Source organism: Parabacteroides sp. AF17-28 (assembly GCF_003479205.1).
Lineage (GTDB): Bacteria > Bacteroidota > Bacteroidia > Bacteroidales > Tannerellaceae > Parabacteroides > Parabacteroides acidifaciens.
In genome coordinates this window covers 240,703-267,243 of the sequence record NZ_QUGV01000002.1, presented here as the reverse complement: position 1 = coordinate 267,243, position 26,541 = coordinate 240,703, and the positions used below count along the sequence as shown (strand labels likewise).

Here is a 26,541-nt window from a genome sequence, read left to right as displayed (position 1 = left end):
CTTTATTTTAAACCATTTATTAAAGCATTTGTTTTGGCTTCTCCGATTACTGCCTTCAGTTCGTCGAAGCTGGCTTCGCGTATTCGCTTTACGCTCTTAAAGTGGCGTAAAAGTAATACTTTTGTCTTTTCTCCGATCCCTTTTATGGCGTCTAATTCCGATTTTGTCTGGTTCTTGCTTCGCTTGTCCTTGTGGAAAGTGATGGCGAAACGGTGTACTTCGTCCTGCATCTGGGTGAAGAACTTGAACATGAAACTTTGTATCGGCATACCGATTGTTTCGGGAGGGAAGCCGAAAAGCAGTTCCGACGTCCGGTGCTTGCCGTCTTTTGCAAGGCCGGCAATCGGAATGTCGAGGTGGAGTTCATCTTGGAGAACTTCGCGTACTACTTCCATTTGCCCCTTTCCACCGTCCGTAATGATCAGGTCGGGCAGGGGAGATTTCTCGTCTATGGCGCGCTGGTAGCGGCGGCGTACGACCTCTTTCATGGAGGCATAATCGTCCGGACCGACAACTGTCTTGATATTGTATTTCCGGTAATCTTTCTTCGATGGTTTCGCCATTTTGAAGACAACACACGCAGCCACCGCATCGCTTCCCTGTATGTTCGAATTGTCGAAACACTCAATATGTGCGGGTAGTTTAGGCAGATGCAAGGTGTCTTGAATTTCTTTCAGAAGGCGCGTGCTGCGTTGTTCCGGATTCAGCTTTTCCGCCTGTTTCAGTTTGTCTACTTTGTATTGCTTTACGTTCATCTCGGAAAGCTCGACCAGTTTTTTCTTGTCTCCGCGTTGGGGCACTGTGATCGTCACGTTTTCCAGCTCTATATCCAGCGGAAAAGGAATAATGATTTCGCGTGCCGTACTTTTAAAGCGGTTGCGCATTTCGATAATGCCCAGACTAAGGAGGTCTTCTTTCGATTCATCCAAACGCTTTTTATATTCAAAGGTATAGGCCTGGACGATGGCCCCATTTCCTATATGCATGTAGTTGATATAAGCGGAGTTCTCGTTTTCGGCCAGCGAGAAGACGTCTATATTGTGAAGCATCGGTGTGACGACCGTCGATTTGGCGCGGTAATTCTCGATGACTTCGTACTTTTCTTTAATCTTTTGCGCTTCCTCGAACCGTAATTCTCCGGCAAGGGTTTGCATCTGTTCGTAGAGATGCTTGCTTATCTGTGAAATGTTTCCGCGCAGGATCTCTTTTATTTCAGAGATGTTTTGCTGGTATTCTTCCAGTGTCTGCAATCCTTCGCATGGCCCTTTACACCGTTTGATGTGATATTCCAAGCAAACTTTATAGCGTCCTTCGGCGATGGATTCGGGGGTAAGAGGATATTTGCAGGTTCGTAACGGATATAAATCTTTCAGCATTTGCAGCATGACTTTTGCTGTGTACACGGAAGGATAGGGACCGTAATAGCGCGAGCCGTCCCGTACAATATTCCTTGTTTGGAATACGCGCGGGAAATATTCGTTCTTGACAACAATGGACGGATATGTCTTGTCGTCTTTCAACAGCACGTTATACCGGGGACGATATTGTTTGATCAGATTGTTCTCTAAAAGGAGAGCGTCTTCTTCGGAATCGACAACGATGTATTTAATGTCCCGTATCTGCTTGACAAGAACGCGCGTCTTGTTGCTGTCGTGTTCCTTGTTGAAATAGGAGGAGACACGGCGCTTCAGGTTCTTTGCCTTGCCTACATAAATGATCGTCCCTTTATCGTCGAAATACTGGTAGCACCCCGGCGATTCAGGTATGATGGAAAGTATTGTTTTTATATGTTCCTCGGTTACGCTCATTCTATTTTATGTATGTTTCTGTCCTATTCTTAGTGTTTTACGCTGTTCTTGTTAAAGTAAATGTTTCACGTGGAACATTCTGCCTTTAGCGGCCAAGCATTACCAATAGGATGTTTATGTCGCTTGGCGAGATGCCCGGAATACGGCTTGCCTGGGCAATGGTGTCCGGGTCTATCCGCGTCAGCTTCTGGCGGGCTTCCGTCGATAAAGACTGGATAGAATTATAATCGAATTTACCTTTGATATGGATATTCTCCAGGCGGCTGATCTTGTCAGCGATGATCTGCTCGCGACGGATATAGCCGCTATACTTGATCAGTATTTCTGCCGCTTCGATAATCTCTTCTTTGCGTGAAACCGGAACTTTGTCCAAAACCTCGCGGAAGGCAGGAACAAGTTCTGCCATATTTTCCAGCGTGACTTGCGGACGCGGAATTAATTCGATCAGCTTGCAGCCGTGTGAAAGGGGAGTTGTGCCTAATGCCTCCAATCCGCTGTTTATGTATTGCGGTTTGATGGAATAGTTTTCGGCAAAAGAGATGATCGCATCCCGGCTTGCTCTTTTCTCTGTGAGCAGGTCGTAACGGTCTTGTTTTGCCAAACCGATCTTGTATGCTTTTTCCGTCAGGCGCATATCCGCATCGTCCTGGCGGAGCAAGATGCGGTATTCGGCGCGGGAGGTAAACATACGGTAAGGCTCGTCTACGCCTTTTGTGACGAGGTCGTCTATCAATACGCCGATGTAGGCTTCGTCGCGGCCTAATATGAACGGTTCGCCACCATGGCAATTGATGTGCGCGTTGATGCCGGCGATCAGGCCTTGTCCGCCTGCTTCCTCATATCCCGTCGTTCCGTTGATCTGTCCGGCGAAGAACAGGTTATGGATTTGTTTTGTTTCCAGGTTATGCTGTAGCTGTGTCGGATCGAAGAAATCATATTCGATGGCATATCCCGGACGGTAAATCTGTATGTCGCGGAATGCCGGTATTTGTTGCAGGGCACGCAACTGGATATCGAGGGGCAGGGAAGAGGAGAAGCCGTTCAGATAATATTCCTGCGTCGTTTCGCCTTCCGGCTCCAGGAAAAGCTGATGCTGGGGTTTGTCTGCAAACGTAACGATCTTTGTCTCGATGCTGGGGCAATAGCGCGGGCCGATGCTTTGGATCTGTCCGTTGTAGAGCGGAGAGTCGGGGAGACCCTGGCGCAAAACCTCATGACAGGCCTCATTTGTGAATGTCGTCCAGCAACTGAGCTGTTTCAAAACACGGTGCGAAGTGTCCATATAGGAGAACTTGTGGAAGTCGTTTTCCCCCGGCTGTTCCGCCATTTCATCGAAGTGGACGCTCCGTGCATCGATGCGCACAGGTGTCCCGGTCTTCATCCGTTCAGATTTGATGCCTAACGAAACCAATTGCTCGGTCAGCCCGGTTGCTGCCGGTTCGGCTATACGGCCGCCGCGCAACTGTGTACGTCCGATATGAAGCAGGCCGTTCAGGAAAGTCCCGTTTGTAAGCACTACGCTTTTGGCACGGAACTCGACGTCCATATAGGTTTTTACACCGCATACCGTGTCTCCATCGAGCAAAAGCTCGCGCACGGTATCCTGCCAGATATAAAGGTTCGGAAGGTTCTCGAGTATTCCCCGCCAGCATTCGATAAAGCGGGCGCGGTCGCTTTGCGAGCGCGGGCTCCACATAGCCGGCCCTTTGCTCTTATTCAGCATACGGAACTGGATGGCTGTATGATCCGTCACAATTCCCATATAACCGCCTAAAGCGTCGATTTCACGGACGATCTGCCCCTTGGCTATACCACCAACCGCCGGATTGCAGCTCATCTGCGCAATCTTGTTCATATCCATTGTTATGAGAAGTGTCTTCGAACCTAAGTTGGCTGCAGCCGCTGCGGCTTCACAGCCTGCGTGTCCGGCGCCTACCACGATCACATCGTAATTGAAAGTCATTGTCCTAATTATCTTTGTTTTTGCAAAGATAGTGCAAATCGAATGCATTTTGTATGGGTTTTTGGTTATATTTGTAAATCTTGGAATATCTAAGTAATACCTAAAGAATGACATTATGGAAGCCCGGATCTCTTCTTCAACGATGGATAGTACCAATAAGATAAAAACATCTGTCACGCTTTTTATCTTGTATGGCGTTTGCTTATTCCCGGCCTACTATGGAGAACTGTATGCATTGCTTGGCATGTTTGCTTTTAGCACCCTCCTTTCTGTTACAACTCGGGGCTTTATGCCGAAACGCTTTATCGTGGATGGGGAAAAGCTGACAATCGACACACCCTTCCGGAAATATTATATCCGCATTGAAGAGATCATTTCGGCACGAGAAGTAGATCAAACGGATTTAGGAGTTGGGATCCGTTCGTTCGGTTCCAGCTGGTTGTTTGGTTATCTTGGATATTTCTCTTTTACCACTATCGGACATGTGAAGATCTTTGCCCGTCGTTCCAATAACTGCATTCTGATTACGACAGCCGGTCGTGGAAACTTTATCATCGCCCCCGACGATCCGGAATTTATCAATTACCTGAATCGGGCAATACTATGGAGATAAGGATAGGGTCGGAGAATTAAGGCTTCGGGTGCAGCGTTTGATCTGTCTTAAGCATCATAATAATATAACTTTAAGTAGATTGTTATGAAAAAGTATGTGCTTTTATTAGGGCTGTTGATCCAAACGCTGTCGTTGTTTGCACAGGAGGCATCCATTGGAAAGTCGATATTCTCTGTCCATGCAGGTCCTTCCTGGTATTTGGGAGAAATGATCGGGATCACTAACAACTCAGAAACCTATCGCAATGATTTGAGAAATGGGGTTGCCTGGGATGTTAACTACTACTATTTGGAAGATAAATATATCTTCAATTCATTTAAGCTGGCTCCAGGTATCGTCTATCAGGGCGAACGATATAAAAACACGCATGACGAAGGCTCCGATAAAATCTTAATGCACTATATCGCACCGCAGATCGCCCTTTTCTACGTAAAGCAGAAATACAATCTGTCTTTGTCAACAGGCGTGGGGTATCAATCATACAAAGATAAAAGCTTCGTGTACGATAAACCCCGTAATGTCTCGATGAACAAGTTGGCATATAACCTGTCGGCAGGTGGCGAATATCTTTTCTTTCCGCATGTGGGATTATCGGCAAAGCTCAATTGGATCGTGACTTCTTCGGAAAACTATTCAGTCAGATATCATGGTCAGAAATGGCAGGTCGAATCTCCTGAATTAAGTGGCGGTGGCGGATGCTTTTCCCAATTATCGTTGTTGTTCGGTATGAATTTTCACTTTTAATCAGATGCAGTTATGAGACATATATTATTCCTTTGCTTGATGTTTTTCTGTATAGCATGTGAAGAAAATGAATCGGTCGACCCGACTATTATGCCGGAAGCTACTACAGTTGGTGCGAATACATTCGGTTGCCTGGTAGATGGCTGGGTGTACGTAAGTGGACGCTGGGGATTACCGGCAGCAGAATATACACAGTTGGAAGATAGCACCGGCATGACGGTTTCGGCACAAGTCGGTTTCGGTTCATATCTCCGTTTTACTATTGCTAACCCTAAACAGGGCGAAACGCTCCCTTATACAGATGTATCTTTTGATAATCAAAATATGGGAGATGGAAAGGTCCATATAACCCGTATGTCCGACGGGATATTCAGCGGTACTTTTGAAGGTGACCGTATTACGAAAGGACGTTTTGACCTGAAGTATAAAGAGTAAACGGGAATCCGGGCAGTTAATGGTTTATAACTGCTTTAGAACTTCCAGCACATAGTTGCGCCGTTGCCGGGAGATACTGACGGTCGAACCGTCTTTCATCCGGATATAGCCGCCGTCCGTTTTGATGAAACTTCTGATTTCATCCAGATTGATCAGATGTGACTGGTGGACGCGGAGGAAATTGTAGGGCGTTAGTAATTCGTCAAACTCCTTGAGTGTTTTGGAAACGATCAGCTTTTCTCCGGACTTCAGGTAGAAGGTCGTATAATTACTTTCTGATTCGCAGCGGATGATAGAACCGATCTCCACAAACTCTATTTTGTCGGCTACGGACAAAGCTATTTTCTTCTGCTTGTCCAGTGCCCGGACGTTCTGTAGCAGGTTTTGCATTCGCTTATTTTCCTGTTTCCTGAGAATAACCTGTACCGCTTTATCGACCGCATGTACCAGCTCTTCCGGGTCGATCGGTTTCAGCAGGTAATCGAGCGCGCTGAAACGGATGGCCTGGATTGCATAGCTGTCGTAGGCTGTGGTGAAGATCACTTCAAACGAAATATCCGGGAGACTTTCCAACAGGCTAAAACCGGTATCATCCCCCAGCCGGATATCCAGAAAAAGGATATCCGGTTTTGTTTCGGGGAGGATGCTACGGGCTTCGGTCACGGAACTGCAGATCGCCGAAATCCTGATTTGCGGACAATAGGTTTCAACCATACGGAGCAGGTTTTCCCTATTTCCCTGTTCGTCTTCAACGATTGCTGCAGTTATTTTCGTTTCCATATATTCGTTTTGTTATAAAGGAATGGATAATCGGACATGGCAACCGGAAACAGATTCTTTCTCCTGTCTGTTTTCAATTGTAATACTGATTTCCGTATTATATAAAGTCTTTAATATCTCGAATTGGCTGCTGATGGCACGGATGCCGAAGCCTCCGTCTGTGTCTGTCGCTATTCCGGGACCGTCGTCTGTAATATCGATTACCAGCACTTGCTTCTGCAAAGATAATCGAATTATGATTTCTCCTTCTCCCCATGGAGCGATTCCGTGCTTTACGGCGTTTTCAACGAACGGCTGTATCAGCATTCCCGGTATTTCGATCAGTTCCGGTTTGATGTTTTCATCAATAGCGAACGAGTAGGAGAAGGGGAAACGAAGCTGCTCGAGTTTCAAATATAACTGTAATTGTTCGAGCTCATCGGAAAGAGGCACTAACTTCTTTTCGGAAGTCGCCAATACTTTCCGCAGCAAACGCGAGAAGTCGATCAGGTATTTGTTCGCTTCCTGATTGGCCGAACGGTTAATCAGATTCTGGATCGAACTTAATGCATTAAAGATGAAATGCGGATTCATCTGGGAACGGATCGCGCGGAGTTCAAGCTCGGAGATATGCCGCCGGTTGCGTTCCTCTTTCCGCTTACTTCTGGTCCGGAAATAGTAAACGAGACCGATGATTACAATGACTAAGAGCGAACCTAAAACACCTTCTTTGAATCCTTTTTTGAAATCACTCATCGACTCGTCTACTCTGTTCAGGTCCTTTTGTAGTACTTGGAGGAGTGGCTTTTGAGGATCAAATAACCAATTGCCAAATTTGCGATAGAGGATGGTCCCGTCTTCACGCATCAGGATCGTCATGGTGCTGAACCCTTTACGTTTTAATTCCTCGATTTGCTGGTCGGGGATCGCTTTGTAAGGCTTTACCCGATTGGCATTATGATCGGAGAATTTGGCGTATAGTTCGAGCCGTACGGCGGATGATATCCCATCTGATTCAAGGCGTTTCTGAAAATCAAGCGCGTTTTGGAGTCCCGATGCGGGAAGGCCTCCCTGTGTCGATAAAAATAGCAGGATATATTTCCGGTCGCTTCCTTTCTTCAGCTTCAGATTGTCGACTATCATAAGGCCACTCTCCCGGATGTTTCTTCCGGCTTCGAAAGGTAAGAACTTATTGTATGCGGAGGTCAATATATTTGTCAGGCTGGTATCTGGGCAGGAGCTGATAAAATCATTATAGTCTTCTTCTATTTCAGATAACATACTGTCGTACATGATACTCCCTAAAGTCGCCTCGTTTACCACATATTGGGGGAAACCGGAGAAAATCTGTTTGTTCAGAAGATAGTTCTCCTGTGGGGTTAATTCTTTCTCCTTATTCAGGCATAGGTTATCCGATTTGAGCTCCTGTTTCTTATAGAGTGAATATCCGTACAGGAAAGAATAGTAACATGTGGCAAACGGTTTTTTCGTACTGTATGCAAAGTCGATGAGTGGATTGACCGATGCGAAATGAGGCGCTTGCCAGTCGAGCAGGCCGCTTTTATGCCAGGCCTCTTTGTCGGTCGCTTTCATATAGCGCATAAGGACAAGCATTCCTTCAAAGTATTGCTCCGAACGTTCGAATACCTTTTTCCAATAGGGGTCCATATTCTTAAAGTCATCGTTCTCTAACGCAGCTTGAAAAAGGGCGTTGCGGGACTGGAAGTCTTTTTTCATCTGGTCGGGAGAGTCGAAGTCAAGGTTACGTATGTCAGATTCGTATATGTTGGCAAACCGTACGAAACTGTATTGAAAGTTGTTTTGCTCGCTTCCTCGTCCCATATAACGCATATTGTGTGTCTTTTCATATAATTCTTTGTCCTGAATAATGGAATCTCCGGGAGTAAGCAGCAGTGTCATTCGTTCTCCGACTTTATAATCAGTCGGGTAGGCAATAAATATTTTTTTATGGACAGTCGAATCTTTGGATGCCTCGAAACTGAAGTTGCTTACGGTAAATTCCGTATTCGGAGGAAGTTCAAATGATGCATCGACAATCCGTGCATCCGGAGTTAACCGGATCGTGCCGTCTTTTTCCCATTTGGCCGGGAAATTATCAAATAAGAAGGTCGAGAACCTGTCGAATTTTATGTCGTCTGCTCCTATATCTGTGGAGTTGGCAGGCATCCCTGTCCCTCTTACTCCGAAAGGAATATAGGCCATTGTGTACGTATATAGATAATCTTCTTTCTTGAAAGTTTTTGTTTTTCCGCTTTTTCGGTCGTATGTGAAACGCGCAATCAGCTTGCCTGCCTCATTCTCTTCGACAACAAGATCCTGCATATAGCGGCTGTCAAAATAGGAAAAACCGGGCTTCTCTTTATCATTCCGGCAGTCATAAACGTTTTCAAGTGTATAGTCGATCGTGATCGTTTCCGCTTTTACGTCTGTTACGGTTCCCCGGATGGTAATTCTCCGGATGTTTTCCGCCCGCCAGGGTACTTCCTCTTTGAGACCTGGAGCGATGTAAGGATAATAGTTGACAGACTCAATTACCACCCAATCGCCTTTTTTCAAGGAGTCGGGTGTATAGGGCTTGAACGTCTCGGCCGAACCGATTTGTGCCAGAAAGACAAGAAGGAATAGGAGTACTGTTTTCATGACTGTAAAAATAAGATGAATAATTTAATTACAGTCCAAATGTATTCAGCAAAGACCAGTATCCGTCCGGCAAATGAGCAGATGACGGGTTTGGATGAGTAACAGGTGAAATAAAGGATAGTTGCATATTATTGATTTTATTCCTAACTTTGTAAAAACGATAGGTTTATGCAGTCTATAGCTGAATATAAAGAAATCTTATCTAAATTCAAAAAAGAATTTGGTCCTCGATTTGGTATTAAAGAGTTGGGGATTTTTGGCTCTGTGGCCAGAGGAGAACAGACGGAAGAAAGCGATCTGGATGTATTTGTTTCGCTTGAAAAGGTTGAACCGTTCATTCTTTTTGACCTTAAAGAATTGTTAGAGTCATTATGTAAATGTAAAGTTGATTTGATTCGGCTAAGAGATTCATTACGGCCAGCGTTGAAAAATAATATCCTTAAAGATGGCATTTATGTTTGATAGGGGAAGAGCCTACTTCCTTTAAAATTGGCAATTTCGAAAATCAATAATATGCTTTAATCAGTCCCTTAATTATCCCCCGGGCAGAAAAAGGGCAAAAGTACAAATCGCCTTTGCCCCTTCCTCGATTTCTTTAATCTTCCCAATAAGGCAATGCGTACGGATTGCGATACTCATAGTGGTACAGGCGATGTGCATACGCCTCTTTGTCATCGCCGAAACTACGGGTTGCAGGATCCCATTTGACCGGGCGCTGCAATTCATTTGCGATGTTGTTCAAGCAACACATGATGTTGGTGCTGCAGCCTACCTCCACCGGAGCGATCGGGTTGAGTCTTGAACGGACGCAGTCGATAAAGTTCTGCATGTGTGAAGTTCCCGTTTTCTCATGTTTCAGGAGTGAGGGATCCGAACATTCGATATACCCGCGTGCCACTTTGAGCCAGCCTTTCGTTCCGAAGAATTTGAGCCCTTTATCGTCTGGTTTATCCTCGCGAAAAGGCTGTTCCGTGATCACGACCCCGTTGGCATATTTCATTGTGCTGTACTTGGTTCCGTTATATCCTGCCGGAATATATTCGATCGGCCCTGAGCCGTCCATGCCTAAAGCTGCTTGTGCGATGTCGTAATGGTGAGCACCCCAGTCCGATGTGTAGCCGTTTCCTGTTTCCCTATAGTAGCGCCATACGGCCCAAGGACCTTTCTCTTTCCTTTCCGGATTGTCGATAGGAGGACACATATCCGGGTGGTAGTGTATCTTCGGATCGGTAAGCGGCCCCATCCAGAGGTTGAAATTGAGATAAGGCGGCACGGGAACTTCGGGTAAATCGAACGGTACGGGTGGTTCACCAATGCGGACATATACTTTTTCTATATGCCCGATAGCCCCCGATCTGACCAACGCCATCGCTTCTTTAAATTCTCCGTCCGAACGTTGCTGGCTACCCACCTGAAGGATACGTTTGTTGGAGCGGACAGCCCTTTCTAAGGCAATACTTTCTGCTATGGTATATGTCAACGGCTTTTGTAGATAGACATCTTTGGATACCTGACAGGCATGGATCGCCGCCAAAGCATGCCAGTGGTCAGGGGTGGCAATCGAGACAAGGTCGATATCTTTCCTGTCCAGCAATTCTTCATAAAACTCATAACAGTCGCAACGCGGATTCCAGCCGGCTTTCTTTTGCCATTCTGTGACGCGTTTCACGAAACGGTCTCTTTTCAGGGAGTCGGCATCCGAACCTGCAACAACCTGTATTCCGGGACAGGCGGATGCTGCATAGAAATCACTTGATCCTTGCCTGCCAAGACCGATAAACCCCATTACGATCCGGTCACTGGGAGCATATTTCTTTCCATTAATAGACCAACTAGGAAGAATAGTCAAACCGGCCAGGCCTAATGCCGATAATCCCAAAAACTCACGTCTGTTCAATTTGTTCATCATAATATTATTTTAAGGTGAAACATCTGTTTAGTTGTTATATTCGCAATATATATAAAGTTTATGAAAACAAAGTTCTTGTAATTTATACATTAACATATCACTACATATTATAAGAGAGTTTTAAAGGACAGGTGTCATGTGTGAGATCATTACTATACCCCTCTTCTCGGTCATTTTTCTATTCTGTTCCCGCTTCGGAACACGGGAACGAGATAGTTCAAAATTGGTAAATAATGAATCAATAGCGGATAAACATCGGTCCTCTATTGCATGTTACGGCTGTATTCCTTTCATGTCACAACTGTCTTCCTTCTATGTTACAGTTGGATTTCTTTTGTTTCACGGCTGTAACATGAATAGCGAGTAGGTATGGAAGGAGCACACATCCCGCATCGTTCATTCTATCTGCCGGATGGTTCCTTCCTCTACGGCACAATAACCCCATGAAATACTGCTAAACTATTTTACAGGCAATCTTGACAAGTAAGGATCTTCCTGCTTACTTATACAGATACAGTTGTAAGAAATGATGAACCTGTAAAAGATGATTTATGTGTGTGATAACGATGATATCTCAGGGCTATAAGCCCACCACAGAGGGAAGATACAAATAGTCCCCTTCAGCTTTATATAACCAAAACATAAGTTTTCTTTTAACAAAGATATGTTTAGATAATAATAGATACCTATATTGAATAAATGGTAGAGAAGCGATTTTAATTATCCTAAAGGTTACTTTTTATATTTTATCAGCATAATAACCGGATTGGAATCTTCGTTCAGTTTAGATGCGATTTCTTTAAGTATCCCTTTGAGTTCTCCTTTGTTGTAAGATTCAACAAGTTGGTAGGCTTCTAAAGAGTACCATGATGCAATTTCGTGATTAATGGGTTTAATCATACTCATATAGATTTCCTTTTTTGTTGTAAAATCCCCATTGTATACAGTATATCCGGAAAAAGACTGTTCTTTTGTATCGTACATGAAATATTTACTTGGAAATCCTTCTTGTGTGTCCCAGTCATATATATTTTTGATTGATTCCATAAAATAGTAGCGATCCGAAAATAACCGGATAATCAAACCCTCTTCCGGATTCATGGATTGAATTGACGGTGTTCTTGCAATAAAAGGATGCAAGCTGTAGTCCGGCATACAGGTGTATACCGTATCAGACGAAAGTTCTGAAAGTATCCAATTGTCATTGAAAGGGAAGATGGAATAGTAACGACCAGGTCCGGCCCCGATCACTGCTTGACCGTTATTTTCCCCTGTCTTTTTTATTTGACTTAAGAACTTCTTTTCTTTAAATGGAATTTTTATCTCTTGGGAAATGTGTCCATTCTGTTTGGATATAAGTACAAACGGAAGCTCTTTATTATATTCGTCGTAGCAAATTAAATGTTGTCTGTCATAATTGAATATGTCGCTATAAAATTGGGAATCCGTACCGTTTTTATGTTTAAAACTTCTTTTAAAGTTTCCGTACAAATCATATACAACAATCTTTTTTCCTAAGATATCATTTACGAACATCTCTTTGTTCTCTTCATCCAAATTAATGCTGTAAAGACTTATATATTCTTCACCACTTTGTCCTTTACGATTTATCTTCCGTATGGCCTTCCCGGTTCTGTCATATACAAAAATATTCCCGTCATTAATCCGGTTCCTGTTTTTTACTAATATAAATTCCTTGCCTATATCCAATACGATACCTTGATTAATAAACTCATCGTTCATTTCCAACGCAATATATTCAACATCCATAAAGTCCTGAAGTATCAATTCCTTTTTTGGGGAATAATTCTTAACAATATTAACCGTAATGAAATCATTACTGCCTGTCTGTTTTTGCCCTTTACTTTCCGGCACTGTTACCAGAAAAAGAATGATTACTAAAGTTATATTTATTCTTTTCATATTCTATACCTGTATTTGATAAGCGATAATATAACCTGGAGGTTACTTTTTGTGTTTGACCAACATGATTACCCGATTATCATCCTCCCCCAATGTCGCGGCAACTTCTTTCAGTTTGCCTTTCAACTTCCCTTTTTCATAATCTCTGCAAAGTTCGAAAGCATTTAGAGTAGCCCATAATTCGCCTTTGGAATTGATAGGGGTCAGCATAGACATATAAAATTCTTTTTTATAAGAATAATCGCCATTGTATATGATATACCTAAAGAAATCCTTTTCCTGTGTATCATACACAAGGTACGTTCTCGGAAACCCCTCTTCTTTGCTGAAATCATATACATTCTTTATGCTTTCCATGAAATAATAACGATTGGAAACCAACTTTAAAACCAGGTAGAATCCCGGATCCATGGTATGGATGGGTGGGGTTCGTGCGATAAATGGACGCAAACTGCAATCGGGCATTAAGGTGTAGATCGTATCTGATGAAGGTTCTAACAGAATCCAATTGCTATTAAAGGGAGTTATTCTACTATACATACCAGGCCCGGCCATTTTTGTTCCCTTTTCATGTCTTAAAAGTTGAAAGAAGAGCTTTTTCTCTTTAAATGGAGTTTTGATCTCTTTGGTTATGCTTCCGTCTTGTTTTGAGACGAGCAGAAATGGAATATCGTCATTACATTCATCGTAACAAATCAGATTCTCTTTATCATAATTGAATATTTGCCCGTAAAACTGGGTATTACCTTCCTGCTTCTGTTTAAAACTTCGCTTAAAATTTCCCTCTAAGTCATAAACCTTTATTTTTCTTGCCCAATGATCATTTAGAAACATTTCATTGTTTTCCTCATCCAATGTAATGCTTGTAAAAGATATGTATTCTTCTCCTCCTTGCCCTTGGCGGTTTATCTTACGGATGGCTCTTCCCGTCCGGTCATACACAAAAATATCTCCGTCTTTCCGATAGTTTGCCACTATTATGAATTTTTCACCTACAGCCTGTACAAAGCCTTGATTAACAAAATCATCGTTTGTTTCCAGCGGAATATACTCCACATCCATGAAATCTTGAAGAATCAATTCCTTTTTGGGAAAAGAATTTTTTGTGACATCTACCGTGATCAAGTTGTCTGCCGTTTGATTCTGTCTTTTGCAACCTGCCGTTATTAACAGAATAAATAGAAAGAAAATAGTTGTGCCTTTCATGCCGGATAATTTATTATTGTTACCAATCCCTTATTTGCCTGTTTCCAGGATTAGATTCAAATCTATGTGATAATATCGGGAGGGTATCCGGCAAATGAGCAAATGGCGGTTTTGGATGAGTAACAGGCGTTTTATTCATTCCTGAAAAGCACCGGAAGCGTATATTTCATATTCACCTTCTTTCCGTTTTGTGAAATGCCTGTCAGAATTTACGAAAGCCGTATTTGTGCAATTCGTTTTTAGCAAGCATACATATTATGTATCCCTTTCAATAACATTTTCCCGCCCATGAGGAATGAAAAGCCGATTAGCGGAATGCCGACAGCCAGCAAGGTAATTGCGCCCGGTTCCGTACCTAATGGAAACTCGGAATATTCGGACAGCAAAGCAAGGAACATAAATAGTGAACCAAATGTAAAAATGGTACCGAGCAGGAAACGGCTCCAAGTATTATTCCGGAAAAGTTGCATCAGCAATAAAATAACGATCGCCAGGGAAACCAGAGTGGTAACCGTATTTCGGGAATGCCAGCCGGAGGTAAACAGGCAAGCGATATCACTAATCACCAGCAGGGAGAAGAGAGTGATGTACCAGATTTCAGGGAATGAGTTGATAAATCTCTTGATCCGGTTTGTTGCGATTGATGTGTTCATAATAATATGTTTGATGTTTATATCCATAGAACGTGGGGTAGAAGGCTTTAGTATAGTTAGCTTTTGTTTTTTATATAATTGCAGGATATTCGAAGGGTGGGGTATTCTGTTAAATTTTACAATAACCCCCCTTTTCGGCTGTTTTTCTATTTCGTCTGAAATTCTGACTCATTTTGGATTGACTTTTTTTACGATTTTAGCTTTTTTGTCTGACAACAGATGAAATGAGATGCCGAGGTCGTCCAGGAAAGTATGCAATTTGATTACCGAAAAGCGAAAACACCGACAAAGTGATAAAGCTTAACTCCCGGAGAATCGAATATTTGAAAATAAAACGGACGGCGTTCCAAATATCCCAAGGAAATTCAGGTGCTTTTTTGCCCTAAAGACGGTCCTCTTTCCGATTACGCCCGTCCAAATCGCCATTACGACCGTGCTAATCTTCGCGAGGTGCCGAGTGCACTACACATTAGCACGGTCATGGTGGCAAAGAGGACGGTCGTAATTGCTGGAAACACTCAAAAAAGGCGAAAAAGTCCCTTTTTGAGGTCAAAAAAGCGGATTAACATTTGTTTTGTTTCGACTGTCTTTTGAGCCTGAAAAAAGCGTTTTATACAATAAGTCCCTTTCATTCCTCCGGTAGCATTGCCAGCGCCTTGTCTTCGTTTGCCTCCATGATTTCGCGTTCTCCCGGACCTTTGTCGTTGATGCCGCAGAGGTGGAGGATACCGTGGATGATGGTGCGGTGGAGCTCTTCGTTGTAGTCGGTATGGAATGTTTCGGAGTTGGTCCGGACAGTGTCCAGGCTAATGAACAGATCGCCGGAGATTTTATCCCCGCTGGTGTAGTCGAAGGTGATGATATCCGTGTAATAATCGTGCTGGAGGTATTGGCGGTTTACTTCCAGGATTTTCTCGTCGGAACAGAAGATATAGCTGATGTCGCCCGTTTTCTTCCCGTATGTGGCGGCTACTGCCTTGATCCAGTTGCTGACCGTTCTCTTTTTGATTGCCGGAAGCTTCGTGTCTTCCGCGTAAAATGCTATTGCCATATTGTTATTCTTTTCTTTATTCTTTTCAATTATTCTCAGCCAAAAAACAGATACGTCATCGCAACCGCCGCAATCGCCCCGGCAAGGTCTGCCAGGAGGGAACATTGTACCGTGTAGCGCGTATTGCGTATGCCGACGCTGCCGTAATAGAGGGCAACGACGTAAAAGGTCGTGTCGCTTGAGCCCTGTACGATGGAGGAGAGGCGGCCAACGAACGAGTCGACCCCGTATGTGTTCATGGCGTCGAGCATCATTCCCCGTGCTCCGCTGCCGCTAAGCGGTTTCATCAGCATTGTGGGAAGGCCTTCTACGAATTTCGTGTCTAATCCAGCGGCCGAAACTCCCATGCGGATGCCGTCTATCAGAAAATCCATCGCGCCCGAAGCCCTGAATATTCCGATGGCAACCAATACGGCGATGAGGTAGGGAATGATGGTGACAGCTGTCTTGAAACCTTCTTTGGCTCCTTCGATAAACGTGTCGTACACATTGATTTTCTTCCGGATTCCACTGATGATAAAGCCACAGATGATCGTGAAAAGCAATGTATTGGCAAATAGGGTGGAGTAGAGGGACACCTGTTTCTGTTCCAGCGAGTTGAACAGCCAGACCAGTCCGCCGATAAACAACGCAAGCCCTCCGAAAAACAGTAGCAGGTTCCGTTGCAGGATATTGATCCGCTGCTTGATGCAGACGGCCAGTATGGCGACGAGAGTGGAGGTGAAGGTCGCCAGCATGATCGGAAGGAATATATCCGAAGGGTTGGCAGCTCCCATCTGTGCCCTGTACATCATGATGGTGATCGGGATTAGTGTCAGGCCCGAAGCGTTGATACAAAGAAACATGATCATCGGGTTGCTGGCGGAATCCTTTTCCGCATTCAGCTCTTGGAGCTGCTGCATCGCCTTCAGCCCCATCGGTGTGGCGGCGTTATCCAACCCTAAAAGGTTTGCCGAAAGGTTCATGAAGATGGAACCTGTCACGGGATGATCTTTGGGGATTCCCGGGAAGAGCTTGCTGAATACGGGAGCTGCCAGGCGGGCAAAGGACTGGATCACACCTCCTTTTTCCCCGATTTTCATAATGCCGAGCCAGAGGGATAGGATTCCTGTCAGGCCGAGGGATATCTCGAATCCCGTCTTTGCCGAGGCAAAAGAGGCATTGATGATTTGGGTGAACACTTCCGTGTCTCCGCCGATGACCAGTTTGCAAAGTGCCACCACGAAGGCTATCAGAAAGAAGGCAATCCAGATGTAATTTAGAACCATAGCTGTTGTTGACAGGTAATAAGATACTTGTTAATGGTTACAAAAATAGGAAATAATCGGCTTTATCGGAAAAAGATGCCGGGAAATGGGCAATTGTTTGTTTAGTTGTAAAAAGCTGACTACATTTGAAAGATGAATACTTGTGTTTTATCAATTCAAATTTAGAGTGAAGTATGAGGAATAGAATTGGGTTAGCCTTTCTGCTTATATGGTTTTCTGCAATAGCTTTTGCAGCCGATTATACCTATGAGCGTAATGTCTCTTATCGTGGAAATACGGAGGATGAATATGCCTCTAAAATGTGCCGTCTGGATATTGCTTACCAGCCGGGAGTGAAGAATGTGCCGGTTGTCGTCTGGTTTCATGGCGGCGGACTGACGGGCGGAAGCCGGGAAGTGCCGACGCAACTGCTGACGGATGATATGGTGGTCGTCGGCGTTGAATACCGCTTGTCGCCGCATGTGAAAACAACGGATATCGTGGATGATGCCACGGCGGCTATCGCCTGGGTGTTCGATCATATCGGCAAATACGGCGGCAGCACCTCCTCTATCTATATCGCCGGCCACTCTGCCGGAGGTTATCTGGTCGATATGGTCGGTCTGGACAAGAAACTGCTCGCCCGTTATGGAAAAGATGCCGACAAGCTGGCCGGAATCATCCCTTTCAGCGGTCAGGTGATCACGCATTTCGAAACCCGCAACCAACAAGGCCTGAAACCTTTGCAGCCTACGATCGACGAGACGGCTCCCTTGTATCATGTGCGGAAAGACTGCGCCCCTATCCTGATCCTCTCCGGTGATCGCGAAAAAGAACTCTATGGCCGCTACGAAGAAGCCGCCTACTTCTACCGTCTCTTCAAACTCTTAGGCCATCCTGATGTGACTCTCTATGAATTAGGCGGTTTCGACCACGGCTCCATGTGTGCGGCCGGTTTCCCGCTCGCCATCCGGTTTATCAGAGAGCATGAGAAGAAGAAATGAAGTAACAGATAATTTTGTACTTTTGCGAAGTACTAAGATGTATAATAAAAGAACTGCTTATGACAAAGATATTAGTTACCTACGACATGTTCCGCGAGGGTTTTACCGAGCTGGAAAGCAAGTATGAGGTTACTTTTCCGGAAGGAAGAGACTTCACGTATGAAGAAGTTTTTGAGATGATACCGGAGTACGATGTGTTGTGCTCGATGTTCGATTTCCCTGTGAACAAGGAACTGGTGGATCATGCATCCAATTTGAAATTAGTGGCCAACTATGCCGTCGGCTATAACAATATCGACGTTGCCTATTGCCTCGAAAAAGGCATTACGGTTGCGAATACTCCCGACCCGGTAACAGCCCCTACTGCCAACCTCGCACTCGGACTTATGCTCGATGTGGCCCGTCGCATCACGGAATGCGACCGTAAGTTGCGCACGCTGGGCCACGACATGAAGGTCGGCGTACTGGAAAACTTAGGTATCAACGTGACCGGAAAGACATTGGGTATTATCGGTATGGGACGTATCGGGAAAGCGCTTGCCAAACGGGCGAATGCCTGCGGAATGGAAGTCCTCTATCATAACCGCCGCCAGCTCTATGTCGAGGAGGAAACGAAGCTGAACGTGACGTATGCCTCTATGGAGGAACTGCTTGCCCAGTCCGATTATGTCTCGTTGAATGCCCCTTACACTCCGGAAACCTATCATATTATTGGTGAAGCCGAGCTGAAACAGATGAAACCGACCGCTGTCCTGATCAATACGGCACGTGGTCCGCTGGTCGATGAAAAGGCCCTGGTAGAGGCTTTGAAAGACGGAACGATTCATGGAGCCGGTCTGGATGTATTCGAGTTCGGCGACTATCCTTCGCCTGAGCTACTGGAAATGGACAATGTGGTCCTCACTCCTCATATCGGTACGCAGACATTAGAAACGCGTATCATCATGGCACGTACGGTCTGCAATAACGTAATCGGATTCCTGGAAGGCGACCGTCCTGTGTCACGGGTCCTGCGTCCATGACGGCGGATTTCGTACTGAGCGAACTGCAATCGGTCGGCTCGCCGGAGAAAGCTGTCCACCTGAGCCGCTTCTTTAAGACTGGACCGGGACAATACGGCGAAGGTGACCGCTTCTTAGGCGTTGTCGTGCCGCAAACCCGCAGTGTGGCGAAAGCCAATAAAGCGATGCCTTTCGACGAATTGCAGCGTTTGCTGGACAGCCCTTGGCATGAGGCGCGTCTTTGTGCCTTGCTGATTCTGGTCTATCGTACCCAGGATCGGAAGACGACTGCTGAAGAGCGGGAAAAGATTTATCATTTCTATCTGAAGAATACGCGCCGGTGCAATAACTGGGATCTTGTGGATCTCTCCTGCCGGGATGTTGTCGGCGAGTATCTCGTGGATAAGGATCGTTCCATCCTGTATGAACTGGCTGAAAGCGATAACCTCTGGGAGCAGCGGATCTCTATCGTCTGCACCTGGGCTTTTATCCGTCGCTCGGATTTTACCGATACACTTGCGCTTGCAGAGAAACTGATGACGCATAAACACGACTTGATGCATAAAGCTGTGGGCTGGATGCTTCGTGAGGTCGGAAAGAAAGATCGCGATACACTTACCGACTTTTTAGAACGCAATGCGACACTACTTCCCCGGACAGCCCTTCGCTATGCCATCGAGCATTACCCCGAAGACCAGCGGCAGTATTTCCTGAAAAAGAAATGACCGGATGGATAAACAGACTGAAAAGCGCCTGAAAGAATGGGCAGGAACGTATAATGTGAAGTCTTTTATTCCGGATGATCCGGTTCAGTTTCCCCACCGCTATACGGAGAAACGGGACATCGAGATATCTGCTTTTATCACCTCCTGGATCTCCTACGGACGGCGTGAACTGATTCTCCGGAAAGCCGGTTGGCTGCATGACCGGATGGGCGGAAGTCCTTATGAATGGATTGTGTCCGGACGTTACAAAGAATTGGTTTCGGATGTCCCTGCAGGCAAGCGGGATACGTTCTATCGCTTTTATACACATTCAGATTTGCGTGATTTGTGTGACCGCTTGAATGCTATCTATGGGGAATACGATTCCCTGGAATACGCTTTGGCGGCGAGTCCCCACCCGAATCCGGTCATGAAGCTACAGGATTTGTTTTCCGGTATCAACGGCATTCCGGTGATGAACGGAAGTTCCGCCTGTAAACGCCTGGCTATGTTCCTGCGTTGGATGATCCGCACCGATGGAATCGTCGATTTCGGTATCTGGAAGACGGCTTTCCATCCCCGCCAATTGATTATTCCGCTGGATACGCACGTACATCAGATTTCCTTGGAATTGGGGCTGACCGTACAACGTACGGCTACTTTGAAAACGGCGCTTGAAATAACGGAAGCTCTGGCCTGTATCTTTCCCGACGATCCTTGCTTAGGAGATTTCGCCTTGTTTGGCTACGATATCAATAAGAAGAAAGAATAATGGAAAAAGAGAGAAATAAGATTACTTCGGTTTGTGTGTATTGCGCTTCCAGCACGCAAGTGGCCCCTGCCTATCAGGAGGCGGCTACCGAGTTGGGACGTCTGTTGGGTGAACGCCGGTTACGTGTCGTGAATGGTGCGGGAAATACCGGTTTGATGTGTGCCGTTTCGGATGGCACACTATCTGCCGGAGGAACCGTTACAGGGGTAATTCCCCATTTTATGGTCGAACAGAACTGGTACCATAAGGGACTAACCGAATTGGTCGAAGTCGACAATATGCACGAACGCAAACAACGGATGGCCGATCTGTCGGATGCCGTGATTGCCCTTCCCGGCGGTTGCGGTACGCTGGAAGAACTGTTGGAAGTGATCACCTGGAAGCAGTTAGGCTTGTATCTCAACCCAATTGTGATCCTGAATATAAACGGCTATTTCGATCCCCTGCTGGAAATGTTCCGTAAAGCCGTAGACGAACATTTCATGCGCCCTCAACACGCCGGCCTCTGGGCGGTGGCCTCTACCCCGGCTGAAGCGGTGGAACTGATCTATACGGAGCCGGTCTGGGATGCGGATATACGTAAGATGGCGCTGGTATAGGTGTTACCTGTGCATTGTATGGTGAATTTACTTTATACAATATGCTTCTGTAAATTCGACTTTCGTATTATCCGGAGTTAAAAGGTTCAGTAACCAGCGTTTTGTCCTTCCTATGGAAGGTTGGTTTATGGTTTGCCCATTTCTCCTTTCCTTTAAGGTGTAGATCGTTTCCTGCATATCTTCAACGAGGAAACATGGATGACCAAAGTTTTCGTCACAAGGCGAATAATGTTCGATGTTTTCGGTACAATTAACTAAGCCCAGATATTGGATAATACCGGGCTGGGTTTTATCCAGCGGATATCTGACGATTTCTTTACATTTCAGAATCTTAACCCAGAAAGGATCTTGTTCATCAATACTTTTGGCGTATAAGCCGGCATGATGAATACGTTTGGAAATTCTGTTTTCAGACAGAAATTTCCCTTTGGATTTCCGGTGCAGTCCATTTGCTTTGAGATCGATGAACTCGATTTTGTTTCCTGCAGCATCTTGTGTAACAATAACCTCATTCCCTGCTCCGTCTGTGATGCATTGGGAGACGTCCATACCCTGTGATTGTAAATAACGTTGCATATCTGGTACGGATTCTGTTTCCAGCGAGAGAGAGACAAAACGTTTCTTTTGCTTGGCTTGCTTATCGACAATAAATTCCAGAAATTGACGATCATTTATTTTAAACGACACAACTGTTCCTAATGGGGACGGGTAAGAAAAGGCTTCGTCAAATCCGAGGAAACGTCCGTAATATTCCCGTGCCATCTCCATGTCGCTCACAAGAAATGTCATTTTGGCGATCCCCCATATTGCCGGGCGTTTTGTTTCCTGTGCTATAAGCGAACAGATTGATATTAATCCGGTAAGAAGGATTATGAATATTTTTCTACACATCATATCAGTTAATGATTTTAATTGGATACTGTTTCCCTTCAAAAGTGATAATTAACCCGTCGAATGTTTTTGTAACGTTAACATTAACGTCTGCCGGAACCCGGTCTTTTGTTCCGTTTACGTAGACTACTATCGGTGTATGGGGAGGTACTCCTGCCTTGCTTTGCCAGAAGCAATAAGCTCCTAATCCACCGAATAGGTGCGTATGCTCCCATCCTTTACGAGGTTTTAATAAAGTGGAGTTAACATCTCCATCTGGCGCCAGGATTGTCTGTAATGTTGAATAATAGTTTCCACCATGAATACATAATCTTTGTGGAGACCGGTCTTTTTCTAATTCACTGTTGTGAGGAACACTGATTCCATATCCCCCGATTGACAGGAATAATGAATCCGGATAATTATGCCAGAATATATGGATTTCTCCGTCATTGCCGATTAATGTATGAGTAATCAATTCATCTTTTTGAAATTCCGGCGTGTGGTCTTCTTTGTTCATGGATCGCAGATGATATACACTCGCGATATGATCCGGTGTCATGAATAAAGAACGACTTCGCGATCTATACATCCATTTTTTTCCGTCGTATGAATATCCGGTTCGTCCTGCTCCGATATCTTCTCCTCCTTCACCGGTCAGACAAAAGCCGATAGTCGCCGAATAAGTATGTTGATTATATTTGATCGGAGTTTGCCAGACTACTCTGTCGAAAGGTTGTCCTACCGGATTTAAACGTGCATCCCCGTCTACAGGTGTTACATTGAGAGTGAATTGAGCTCCGTCAACAACGACCTTCCCTCCGGCGATGTCAGCGGGCATAGGTTCTTCCTTTTCCGTCCAGAACGTGTGATCAGCAGGGAGTAAAAGGCAGCATAAGCCATGCATGGCGAAATAGGGATCACCGGGAACAATATAGGTTTCGGCAAGACTTTGGTTCTTGCCCCAATAGCCGATATTCAGTAATCCGTTTTCTCCCATACAGCCGTTTTCCCAGAAATATTTTAAATCTCCGGACAGGATGCGCCTGGCCATTCCCGGTGATAATGTGTTGTTATTATTGATAACGGCCCATCCGATTGCTGCATTACTGGCAAACCGGTAGGTCAGTGATCTGCCCCATGGGATGTGTCCTCCGCTACGAGCGTATTGATAAGGCACAACTTTCAGGAAGCGAGAGGCTATATCTTGTATTTTATTCCCAAATTGTTCTTTCCAGGCAGGATCGTATTTATAAATCATTTGGTTGAAGAGCTGGAATCCCCAGAGATTGTAATAATCGAATCCCCGGTTATTCCCATCTATAAACCAGCCATCTCCCCTATACCAGCCTAAAAGTCTGTTGATCATATGGGTATGGTGTTCCCGGTTTGACTCGATACCATTTCCATACTTTTCAATAAGTGAAGTTGCAAACAGATGGAAGAAGTAGTGATTGTTATGATAAGTTGTGTTGAATGATTGTTTCCGGAAAAAGTTGACCAGATTTTTCTTTTGTTTGTCTGTCAACGGATCCCAAAAACGTTTCGGGCAGGCGTATATACCCAATGCAAACGATACGCCTATTTGATCGTTCGGATCGGGATCTCCCCAATAATCCTCGTTTTCGGGATCTGTACCTCTGGTTATTGCTTTGATAAAAGGCTTTGTAATGGAGCCCTTATATCCGGGTACTTCGTCTTTTCCTGTAGCAGTCGTGTAAATAATAACACCAACCATGATCCGTTCCATTATCCTTGCCTGGTTTTCATTCCTGAAATCCTCCAAATCCAAATAAGCTCCGGTCGACTTTGGTAAATCGAATATGCCTGTTTCCGGATTTACATAGTTTAAAGCTCCGGCTATTAGCTGTTCGGTTATTTCCAGCCAATGTGCTCTTGTATATCCGGTATAGGGACTGATTTGCTTATTTTCTTTCACCTTTAGCGGATTCGCCGATAGTACATTGGAGGAAAGTAAACCGGTAGCAATAATGAAATATAATAAAATCTTTCTCATGGTATTAACTTAATTGATTATACAGACATAGTTTCCCACATACCGTCAATATAGTTATCTTGCATCCAAGGAAGATTCTCGTGACGATAGAATGGTTCAAGCTGTACGGCCAGTTCTTTCATCCGTTCCGGAGATAGCTTTTTGAAGTAGCGGAGTATTTCCAGATTGGAATCTACCACTGCTTTACTATCCATACCGATAACAACGGCATCCGGTCCTTTTAGTGAGAGGGCATATCTGACAAGGTCAGGAGCATGTAAGCCTGGTATTGTCTCTTTAGGGCGGACGGCTTTCATAATGAGTACACCCATTTTGTTTTTCTTTCCTGCCGGAACAGCGACCTCTTGACGCGGAGACGGTTGTTGAGGATTCCAGTGGTTCATCGCAACCAGCATGCTGTCGAAATTTCCCCGATTGGCTAATTCTTTTAACGCTTGTGCATCTCCATGCCCGGAAAAGCCTATGAAGCGGGTAACCCCTTCTTCTTTTAACCGATGGAGAATATCGATTAAATGGCCTTTTTTACTCATTTGGTCGACATCTTCTATGGACTGCACATCGTGTATTTTTAGCATATCCAGCTTGTCGGTATTGAGCCGCTTTAGGCTGAGTTCGATTTCTTTCATCGATTCCGCCGGTTCGCGGGCTGTTACTTTTGTAGAAAGGAAAATTTCTTTGCGCCTGTATTTGACAACCTCGCCCACGCGTACTTCGCTGATGATATGCCGGGGGGATTTTTTCTTTCCCGGGGGAAGTGCAATGGTATTATCGTAAGCATGCGCCGTGTCCCAGTAATAGAAACCGTTATCGAGGGCATAATTAAGCATTTCATACGCTTCCTCATCTTCATCTATGTGGCAGAATCGACTTCCCAGGCCCAAGACCATTCTCGGGATGATAACTCCTGTTTTTCCCAGTTCTGTGGTCGGTAGTCCTTTGGCATCATAAGGATTCTTTATTGTTGCCATATCCATCGATACCGAAGCCAGACTGTCTGCTGCAATCAGTGAGATCCCTGCACCGACCACCCCTTTTATAAAATCTCTTCTGGTGAAATCTTCCATATCTTTTTCTTTTCTTATTTCCATAACGGATGTTGTTCCAGATTTGGATTTCTACTCAATTCGTTGACTGGAATTGGATAGACATAATATTTTTTGTTTGTTCCGATATCGACACCTTTACGGGCAACACGTTCTTCCATACAATTCATGCGCTTATAGTCATACCAGAGATGACCTTCATAGCATAATTCTACAACCCGTTCCCAAATAAGTGCTTTATTAAATGTTTCTTTATCCAGATTGGCGAGCGCATCCAAACCTGCACGTTCCCTAACCCGGTTGATGCCATAGTATTTGTCGTATGAACCATTGAATCCGTTGGCATTATTAACAGCCTCCGAATGCATTAATAATACGTCTGCATAGCGGGTGAAGTGATAGTTCAGATTTGAGTTCTGGTCACCTACGCCAGTCTCTTCCGGATCAATGTATTTCCAGGTATGTACCAATCCTTTGTTTACATCAAAATCTTTTCCCCAGACTTTCTCTTCTCCTGTTTTTGTATCGATGAACGATAAAATGATGTTTGTAGCCAAACGTTTGTCACCCGGGTTGTTTTTCAACATGTCTTCATAAAAGTTCATGGTCCCTCCGAATGAAGACCAGCCAGCCATTCCACAAACATTTTGGTCACGTATGCTGGACATGTTTACCCAGTTGGAACCATTCAGATTTTGTTGAAATTCGGCATCAAAGATGTATTCTTTGTTATGTTCTCCAGCCTCTTTAAAGTTCATAGCATAATTAGAGTCCAGTTCGTAATTGCCGGATTTGATAATATCTTCACATTTTGTTGCGGCTAAAGCATAGTTTTCTGTTTTATTCCATGGATATCCGGCCATCGTAAGATAGGTTTTTGCTAAAAATGCCTGAGCTGCTCCTTTGGTTGCACGTCCGACATTATTTCCGCTGTAGGAATCCGGTAAAGCTGATTCCGCGAATGTGAGGTCCTCAATGATTTGTTTGAAGACGGCATCACTGGTTCCCATGTTTGGGAGATTCTGGTCATTTTGTTCGGATGCAGTCGTGAGAGGTACATTGTCGAACAAACGTATCAGATAGAGATATGCAAGTCCTCTCAGGAATCGGGCCTCCCCTTCCAGCCGTTTGATTTTGACCGGATCTCCACTTATATTCGGAATGTTTTCAATCGCTACATTCGTCCGGAAAACGACTTGATAGAAGAATTTCCAGACTAATTCAATGCCGTCTGTATTGGGAGTCCATGTATAAAATTCAAATGCAAGGCGATACGGGACAGTTGAAGTTTGTGCAGAAGAACATTCTGCCGGATATTCTCCGATCATCAATGCCGCCCGGTGGAATGATATGTCGTTATCTTCACTGGATACTAACCGGCTGTATATCGCATTTACAGCAGCTTCGGCATCGGCCTCTGTTTTGTAAAAGTTGTTAGGAGAAAGAAAATCATATACATCTTCTTCCAGGAATTTGTCAAAACAAGAGGTCATTAGCCCCATAAAAATAAGGCTGACAAATATAATTTTATAGATCGATTTCATAACAATTCTGATTTA

The 26,541-nt window shown here is 44.7% G+C and carries 23 protein-coding genes; 9 read left to right on the top strand and 14 right to left on the bottom strand.

What is annotated here, in order from left to right; all coding sequences use genetic code 11:
• Positions 1 to 2: 2 nt before the first annotated feature.
• Positions 3 to 1,808 (bottom strand): excinuclease ABC subunit UvrC, encoded by a 1,806-nt coding sequence (gene uvrC, locus DWW90_RS02445; RefSeq protein ID WP_122343861.1) that lies wholly within the window; start codon positions 1,806 to 1,808, stop codon positions 3 to 5.
• Between the two features lie 85 nt (positions 1,809 to 1,893).
• On the bottom strand, positions 1,894 to 3,771 hold the full coding sequence (gene mnmG / locus DWW90_RS02440) for a tRNA uridine-5-carboxymethylaminomethyl(34) synthesis enzyme MnmG (protein WP_122343860.1): 1,878 nt from the start codon (positions 3,769 to 3,771) through the stop codon (positions 1,894 to 1,896).
• A 115-nt stretch (positions 3,772 to 3,886) separates the two neighbouring features.
• Between mnmG and DWW90_RS02435 the strand changes: the two genes are divergently transcribed.
• From DWW90_RS02435 to DWW90_RS02425, 3 genes are all read left to right on the top strand, one after another.
• Positions 3,887 to 4,384: a PH domain-containing protein gene (locus DWW90_RS02435; RefSeq protein ID WP_122343859.1), complete on the top strand. Its 498-nt coding sequence runs from the start codon at positions 3,887 to 3,889 to the stop codon at positions 4,382 to 4,384.
• Positions 4,385 to 4,468: 84 nt separating this feature from the next.
• Positions 4,469 to 5,128, top strand: a complete 660-nt coding sequence (locus DWW90_RS02430; protein WP_122343858.1) for a hypothetical protein — start codon at positions 4,469 to 4,471, stop codon at positions 5,126 to 5,128.
• A 12-nt stretch (positions 5,129 to 5,140) separates the two neighbouring features.
• Entirely contained in the window at positions 5,141 to 5,563 is a 423-nt protein-coding gene (locus tag DWW90_RS02425; RefSeq protein ID WP_122343857.1) for a hypothetical protein, read from the top strand.
• 24 nt (positions 5,564 to 5,587) lie between these two features.
• Here DWW90_RS02425 and DWW90_RS02420 read toward each other — a convergent pair whose 3' ends face one another.
• Positions 5,588 to 6,343 carry a LytTR family DNA-binding domain-containing protein gene (locus DWW90_RS02420; protein WP_122332175.1) on the bottom strand — a complete coding sequence of 252 codons (756 nt, stop codon included), beginning with the start codon at positions 6,341 to 6,343 and terminating at the stop codon, positions 5,588 to 5,590.
• 12 nt (positions 6,344 to 6,355) lie between these two features.
• Complete coding sequence (locus DWW90_RS02415) at positions 6,356 to 8,983, bottom strand: sensor histidine kinase (RefSeq protein ID WP_122343856.1); 2,628 nt, start codon at positions 8,981 to 8,983, stop codon at positions 6,356 to 6,358.
• Positions 8,984 to 9,151: 168 nt separating this feature from the next.
• Between DWW90_RS02415 and DWW90_RS02410 the strand changes: the two genes are divergently transcribed.
• The gene (locus DWW90_RS02410; protein WP_115498459.1) at positions 9,152 to 9,445 is read left to right on the top strand and encodes a nucleotidyltransferase family protein; all 294 of its coding nucleotides are present in this window, start codon (positions 9,152 to 9,154) and stop codon (positions 9,443 to 9,445) included.
• 133 nt (positions 9,446 to 9,578) lie between these two features.
• On the opposite strand, the gene DWW90_RS02405 is transcribed toward DWW90_RS02410, so the two are convergent.
• From DWW90_RS02405 to DWW90_RS02380, 6 genes are all read right to left on the bottom strand, one after another.
• Positions 9,579 to 10,892, bottom strand: coding sequence for a Gfo/Idh/MocA family protein (locus DWW90_RS02405; RefSeq protein ID WP_122343855.1), 1,314 nt, complete (start codon positions 10,890 to 10,892; stop codon positions 9,579 to 9,581).
• Between the two features lie 732 nt (positions 10,893 to 11,624).
• Positions 11,625 to 12,815 carry a 6-bladed beta-propeller gene (locus tag DWW90_RS02400; RefSeq protein WP_122343854.1) on the bottom strand — a complete coding sequence of 397 codons (1,191 nt, stop codon included), beginning with the start codon at positions 12,813 to 12,815 and terminating at the stop codon, positions 11,625 to 11,627.
• Between the two features lie 42 nt (positions 12,816 to 12,857).
• Positions 12,858 to 14,021: a 6-bladed beta-propeller gene (locus DWW90_RS02395; RefSeq protein WP_122343853.1), complete on the bottom strand. Its 1,164-nt coding sequence runs from the start codon at positions 14,019 to 14,021 to the stop codon at positions 12,858 to 12,860.
• Positions 14,022 to 14,260: 239 nt separating this feature from the next.
• Entirely contained in the window at positions 14,261 to 14,674 is a 414-nt protein-coding gene (locus DWW90_RS02390; protein WP_147382119.1) for a hypothetical protein, read from the bottom strand.
• 628 nt (positions 14,675 to 15,302) lie between these two features.
• On the bottom strand, positions 15,303 to 15,725 hold the full coding sequence (ybeY, locus tag DWW90_RS02385) for an rRNA maturation RNase YbeY (protein ID WP_115498452.1): 423 nt from the start codon (positions 15,723 to 15,725) through the stop codon (positions 15,303 to 15,305).
• Between the two features lie 35 nt (positions 15,726 to 15,760).
• Positions 15,761 to 16,993 (bottom strand): nucleoside recognition domain-containing protein, encoded by a 1,233-nt coding sequence (locus DWW90_RS02380; protein WP_122343852.1) that lies wholly within the window; start codon positions 16,991 to 16,993, stop codon positions 15,761 to 15,763.
• Positions 16,994 to 17,166: 173 nt separating this feature from the next.
• On the opposite strand from DWW90_RS02380, the gene DWW90_RS02375 reads away from it, so the two are divergent.
• From DWW90_RS02375 to DWW90_RS02355, 5 genes are read left to right on the top strand one after another with little or no spacing between them, the layout of a single operon-like run.
• Positions 17,167 to 17,976, top strand: coding sequence for an alpha/beta hydrolase (locus DWW90_RS02375; RefSeq protein ID WP_122343851.1), 810 nt, complete (start codon positions 17,167 to 17,169; stop codon positions 17,974 to 17,976).
• Positions 17,977 to 18,035: 59 nt separating this feature from the next.
• The gene (locus tag DWW90_RS02370) at positions 18,036 to 18,998 is read left to right on the top strand and encodes a 2-hydroxyacid dehydrogenase family protein (RefSeq protein ID WP_122343850.1); all 963 of its coding nucleotides are present in this window, start codon (positions 18,036 to 18,038) and stop codon (positions 18,996 to 18,998) included.
• The gene (locus DWW90_RS02365) at positions 18,995 to 19,702 is read left to right on the top strand and encodes a DNA alkylation repair protein (protein WP_122332170.1); all 708 of its coding nucleotides are present in this window, start codon (positions 18,995 to 18,997) and stop codon (positions 19,700 to 19,702) included. The genes DWW90_RS02370 and DWW90_RS02365 overlap by 4 nt, the downstream gene beginning before the upstream one ends.
• 4 nt (positions 19,703 to 19,706) lie before the next feature.
• On the top strand, positions 19,707 to 20,453 hold the full coding sequence (locus DWW90_RS02360) for a TIGR02757 family protein (protein ID WP_122343849.1): 747 nt from the start codon (positions 19,707 to 19,709) through the stop codon (positions 20,451 to 20,453).
• The gene (locus tag DWW90_RS02355) at positions 20,453 to 21,052 is read left to right on the top strand and encodes a TIGR00730 family Rossman fold protein (RefSeq protein WP_122343848.1); all 600 of its coding nucleotides are present in this window, start codon (positions 20,453 to 20,455) and stop codon (positions 21,050 to 21,052) included. Before DWW90_RS02360 ends, DWW90_RS02355 begins: the two co-directional genes overlap by 1 nt.
• A 27-nt stretch (positions 21,053 to 21,079) precedes the next feature.
• Here DWW90_RS02355 and DWW90_RS02350 read toward each other — a convergent pair whose 3' ends face one another.
• From DWW90_RS02350 to DWW90_RS02335, 4 genes are read right to left on the bottom strand one after another with little or no spacing between them, the layout of a single operon-like run.
• Entirely contained in the window at positions 21,080 to 21,946 is an 867-nt protein-coding gene (locus DWW90_RS02350; protein ID WP_122343847.1) for a VOC family protein, read from the bottom strand.
• Between the two features lies 1 nt (position 21,947).
• Positions 21,948 to 23,939: a DUF2264 domain-containing protein gene (locus DWW90_RS02345; protein WP_122343846.1), complete on the bottom strand. Its 1,992-nt coding sequence runs from the start codon at positions 23,937 to 23,939 to the stop codon at positions 21,948 to 21,950.
• Between the two features lie 17 nt (positions 23,940 to 23,956).
• Positions 23,957 to 25,027, bottom strand: coding sequence for an aldo/keto reductase (locus DWW90_RS02340; RefSeq protein ID WP_233547631.1), 1,071 nt, complete (start codon positions 25,025 to 25,027; stop codon positions 23,957 to 23,959).
• Positions 25,018 to 26,526, bottom strand: a complete 1,509-nt coding sequence (locus tag DWW90_RS02335; protein ID WP_122343845.1) for a RagB/SusD family nutrient uptake outer membrane protein — start codon at positions 26,524 to 26,526, stop codon at positions 25,018 to 25,020. Before DWW90_RS02335 ends, DWW90_RS02340 begins: the two co-directional genes overlap by 10 nt.
• Positions 26,527 to 26,541 lie beyond the last annotated feature (15 nt).

What these genes read in the sequence shown, in the direction of transcription:
- uvrC (WP_122343861.1), bottom strand. Translation starts at nt 1,808, where the DNA reads ATGAGCGTAACCGAGGAACATATAAAAACAATACTTTCCATCATACCT.
- mnmG (WP_122343860.1), bottom strand. Translation starts at nt 3,771, where the DNA reads ATGACTTTCAATTACGATGTGATCGTGGTAGGCGCCGGACACGCAGGC.
- DWW90_RS02435 (WP_122343859.1), top strand. Translation starts at nt 3,887, where the DNA reads ATGGAAGCCCGGATCTCTTCTTCAACGATGGATAGTACCAATAAGATA.
- DWW90_RS02430 (WP_122343858.1), top strand. Translation starts at nt 4,469, where the DNA reads ATGAAAAAGTATGTGCTTTTATTAGGGCTGTTGATCCAAACGCTGTCG.
- DWW90_RS02425 (WP_122343857.1), top strand. Translation starts at nt 5,141, where the DNA reads ATGAGACATATATTATTCCTTTGCTTGATGTTTTTCTGTATAGCATGT.
- DWW90_RS02420 (WP_122332175.1), bottom strand. Translation starts at nt 6,343, where the DNA reads ATGGAAACGAAAATAACTGCAGCAATCGTTGAAGACGAACAGGGAAAT.
- DWW90_RS02415 (WP_122343856.1), bottom strand. Translation starts at nt 8,983, where the DNA reads ATGAAAACAGTACTCCTATTCCTTCTTGTCTTTCTGGCACAAATCGGT.
- DWW90_RS02410 (WP_115498459.1), top strand. Translation starts at nt 9,152, where the DNA reads ATGCAGTCTATAGCTGAATATAAAGAAATCTTATCTAAATTCAAAAAA.
- DWW90_RS02405 (WP_122343855.1), bottom strand. Translation starts at nt 10,892, where the DNA reads ATGATGAACAAATTGAACAGACGTGAGTTTTTGGGATTATCGGCATTA.
- DWW90_RS02400 (WP_122343854.1), bottom strand. Translation starts at nt 12,815, where the DNA reads ATGAAAAGAATAAATATAACTTTAGTAATCATTCTTTTTCTGGTAACA.
- DWW90_RS02395 (WP_122343853.1), bottom strand. Translation starts at nt 14,021, where the DNA reads ATGAAAGGCACAACTATTTTCTTTCTATTTATTCTGTTAATAACGGCA.
- DWW90_RS02390 (WP_147382119.1), bottom strand. Translation starts at nt 14,674, where the DNA reads ATGAACACATCAATCGCAACAAACCGGATCAAGAGATTTATCAACTCA.
- ybeY (WP_115498452.1), bottom strand. Translation starts at nt 15,725, where the DNA reads ATGGCAATAGCATTTTACGCGGAAGACACGAAGCTTCCGGCAATCAAA.
- DWW90_RS02380 (WP_122343852.1), bottom strand. Translation starts at nt 16,993, where the DNA reads ATGGTTCTAAATTACATCTGGATTGCCTTCTTTCTGATAGCCTTCGTG.
- DWW90_RS02375 (WP_122343851.1), top strand. Translation starts at nt 17,167, where the DNA reads ATGAGGAATAGAATTGGGTTAGCCTTTCTGCTTATATGGTTTTCTGCA.
- DWW90_RS02370 (WP_122343850.1), top strand. Translation starts at nt 18,036, where the DNA reads ATGACAAAGATATTAGTTACCTACGACATGTTCCGCGAGGGTTTTACC.
- DWW90_RS02365 (WP_122332170.1), top strand. Translation starts at nt 18,995, where the DNA reads ATGACGGCGGATTTCGTACTGAGCGAACTGCAATCGGTCGGCTCGCCG.
- DWW90_RS02360 (WP_122343849.1), top strand. Translation starts at nt 19,707, where the DNA reads ATGGATAAACAGACTGAAAAGCGCCTGAAAGAATGGGCAGGAACGTAT.
- DWW90_RS02355 (WP_122343848.1), top strand. Translation starts at nt 20,453, where the DNA reads ATGGAAAAAGAGAGAAATAAGATTACTTCGGTTTGTGTGTATTGCGCT.
- DWW90_RS02350 (WP_122343847.1), bottom strand. Translation starts at nt 21,946, where the DNA reads ATGATGTGTAGAAAAATATTCATAATCCTTCTTACCGGATTAATATCA.
- DWW90_RS02345 (WP_122343846.1), bottom strand. Translation starts at nt 23,939, where the DNA reads ATGAGAAAGATTTTATTATATTTCATTATTGCTACCGGTTTACTTTCC.
- DWW90_RS02340 (WP_233547631.1), bottom strand. Translation starts at nt 25,027, where the DNA reads ATGGAAATAAGAAAAGAAAAAGATATGGAAGATTTCACCAGAAGAGAT.
- DWW90_RS02335 (WP_122343845.1), bottom strand. Translation starts at nt 26,526, where the DNA reads ATGAAATCGATCTATAAAATTATATTTGTCAGCCTTATTTTTATGGGG.